The organism is Streptomyces sp. GC420, from assembly GCF_009916105.1.
Classification (GTDB): domain Bacteria; phylum Actinomycetota; class Actinomycetes; order Streptomycetales; family Streptomycetaceae; genus Streptomyces.
The window spans coordinates 1-3,126 of the sequence record NZ_JAAAXQ010000595.1; the positions used below are offsets into that span (position 1 = coordinate 1).

At 69.2% G+C, this 3,126-nt stretch carries 1 protein-coding gene; it reads right to left on the bottom strand.

What is annotated here, in order from left to right; all coding sequences use genetic code 11:
* Nucleotides 1-228: 228 nt before the first annotated feature.
* Nucleotides 229-2,856 carry a valine--tRNA ligase gene (locus GUY61_RS36630; protein WP_166634618.1) on the bottom strand — a complete coding sequence of 876 codons (2,628 nt, stop codon included), beginning with the start codon at nt 2,854-2,856 and terminating at the stop codon, nt 229-231.
* Between the last annotated feature and the right edge of the window lie 270 nt (nt 2,857-3,126).

The window sequence follows — 3,126 nt, forward strand, 5'->3', positions numbered from 1 at the left end:
ACGATCGACCGTCGGCACAGGCTTCAGCACCCCGGAGGTGAACCGAGCCCTCAAAAAGAGGGACCGAGTGGCCGAGCACGATCGACCGTCGGCACAGGCTTCAGCACCCCGGAGGTGAACCGAGCCCTCAAAAAGAGGGACCGAGTGGCCGAGCACGATCGACCGTCGGCACAGGCTTCAGCACCCCGGAGGTGAACCGAGCCCGGAAAGGCGGTCCGGGTCCCCGGCTCAGGCCGCGGGGAGCGACTCCAGCTGGCGGCTGATCCGGGCGATGTCCTCCTCCGCCTTGGCCATGCGGCTGCGGATCTTCTCCACGACGTGGTCGGGGGCCTTCGCGAGGAACGCCTCGTTGCCCAGCTTCGCCGCCGCCTGCTGCAGCTCCTTCTCCGCGGCCGCCAGGTCCTTCGCCAGGCGCTTGCGCTCCGCCGCCACGTCGATGGCGCCGGAGAGGTCGAGCGCGACGGTGGCTCCGGCGACCGGGAGGGTCGCCGTGGCCGTGAAGCCCTCGCCCTCCGGCGTCAGGCGCAACAGCTGCCTGATGGCGGCCTCGTGCGCGGCCAGCGGCGTGCCGGACAGACCGAGGCGGGCGGGGACCCGCTGGCCCGGCTGGAGCCCCTGGTCGGCGCGGAAGCGGCGGACCTCGGTGGTGACCTCCTGGAGCGTGGCGATCTCCCGTTCGGCGTCTGCGTCGCGGAAGCCGCTGTCTGCGGGCCAGTCGGCGACGACGACCGACTCACGGCCGGTCAGCGTCGTCCACAGTTCCTCGGTGACGAAGGGGACCACCGGGTGGAGCAGCCGCAGGGTGACGTCGAGGACCTCGCCGAGGACCCGCTTGGAGACCTCCGCGGCCTCTCCGCCCGCCTGGAACGTGGTCTTGGACAGCTCGACGTACCAGTCGAAGACCTCGTCCCACGCGAAGTGGTAGAGGGCGTCCGACAGCTTGGCGAACTGGAAGTCCTCGTAGTAGGCGTCGACTTCGGCGATCGTGGCGTTGAGCCGGGACAGGATCCACCGGTCGGTGGCCGACATCCGTTCGGGGGACGGCAGGTCGCCCTCGACGGTGGCGCCGTTCATCAGCGCGAAGCGGGTCGCGTTCCAGATCTTGTTGGCGAAGTTGCGGGAGGCCTGGACCCAGTCCTCGCCGATCGGGACGTCCGTGCCGGGGTTGGCGCCGCGGGCCAGGGTGAAGCGGACCGCGTCGGATCCGTACGCGTCCATCCAGTCGAGCGGGTCGACGACGTTGCCGAAGGACTTCGACATCTTCTTGCCGCGCTCGTCGCGGACCAGGCCGGTCAGCGCGATCGTCCTGAAGGGGACCTCGCCGTCCATGGCGTACAGGCCGAACATCATCATCCTGGCGACCCAGAAGAAGATGATGTCGTGGCCGGTGAGCAGGACGTCGGTCGAATAGAACTTCTCCAGATCCGGGGTCCGCTCCGGCCAGCCGAGCGTGGAGAACGGCCACAGGCCGGAGGAGAACCAGGTGTCCAGGACGTCGGTGTCCTGCGTCCAGCCCTCGGCCGCGGTGCCGGGCGGCTCCTCGTCGGGGCCGACGCAGACGACCTGGCCCTCGGGGCCGTACCAGACGGGGATGCGGTGGCCCCACCACAGCTGGCGCGAGATGCACCAGTCGTGCATGTTGTCGACCCAGTCGAAGTAGCGCTTTGACATGTCCTCCGGGTGGATCTTCACCCGGCCGTCGCGGACCGCGTCGCCGGCCGCCCTGGCCAGCGGGCCGACCTTGACCCACCACTGCATGGACAGCCGCGGCTCGATGGTCGTCTTGCAGCGCGAGCAGTGGCCGACGGAGTGGACGTACGGCCGCTTCTCGGCGACGATCCGGCCCTGCGAGCGCAGCGCGCCGACGACGGTGCTGCGCGCCTCGAAGCGGTCCAGGCCCTGGAACGGGCCGTGGACGGTGATGTTGCCCCGCTCGTCCATGATCGTCAGGGACTCGAGGCCGTGCCGCTGACCGATCGCGAAGTCGTTCGGGTCGTGGGCCGGGGTCACCTTGACGGCGCCCGTGCCGAACTCCGGGTCGACGTGGGTGTCGGCGACGACGGGGATCGTGCGGTCCGTCAGCGGCAGCTTGATGCGCTTGCCGACGAGGTGCTTGTACCGCTCGTCGTCCGGGTGGACGGCGACGGCCGTGTCACCCAGCATCGTCTCGGCGCGGGTGGTGGCGACGACGAGCGTCTCCTCGCCCTCGCCGTACTTGATGGAGACGAGCTCGCCGTCGTCCTCCTGGTACTCCACCTCGATGTCGGAGATGGCGGTCAGGCAGCGCGGGCACCAGTTGATGATCCGCTCGGCGCGGTAGATCAGCTCGTCGTCGTAGAGCCGCTTGAAGATCGTCTGGACGGCCCTGGACAGGCCCTCGTCCATGGTGAACCGCTCACGCGACCAGTCGACGCCGTCGCCGAGGCGGCGCATCTGGCCGAGGATCTTGCCGCCGTACTCCTCCTTCCACTTCCAGACGCGCTCGACGAACGCCTCACGGCCGAGGTCCTGCCGGGACTTGCCCTCCTCGGCGAGCTGCTGCTCGACCTTGTTCTGGGTGGCGATGCCGGCGTGGTCCATGCCGGGCAGCCACAGCGACTCGAAGCCCTGCATGCGCTTGCGGCGGGTCAGGGCGTCCATGAGCGTGTGCTGGAAGGCATGCCCGAGGTGCAGGCTGCCGGTGACGTTCGGCGGCGGGATGACGATGGTGTACGGGGGCTTCTCGCTGCTCGCGTCGGCGGTGAAGTAACCCTTGTCTACCCAGTGCTCGTACAGCTTCCCCTCTACGTCGGCCGGCGCGTACTGGGTCGGCAGTTCGGGGTTGCTGGCTGTCTGCTGCTGAGTGTTCTCGGTCACGGGCCACAGTTTAGGGCCGTCACGGTCGTGTCCTGAAACGCGATTCTTTGGTAACGGTGTGCCCCCCGGTAGCTCCGCGTGCTGTGACTTCCGCCAGGATGTTCGGAACGCATAAGCATCTGGAGGGGAACCCAGAAATGAGCTACAACCAGCCGGGCCCGTACGGCGGGCAGCCCCAGCAGCCCGGGCCGTATGGCCAGCCGGGTCCTTACGGCCAGCAGCCGCAGGCCCCCCAGCCCGGCTATGGCCACCCACAGGCCCCTGGGGGGC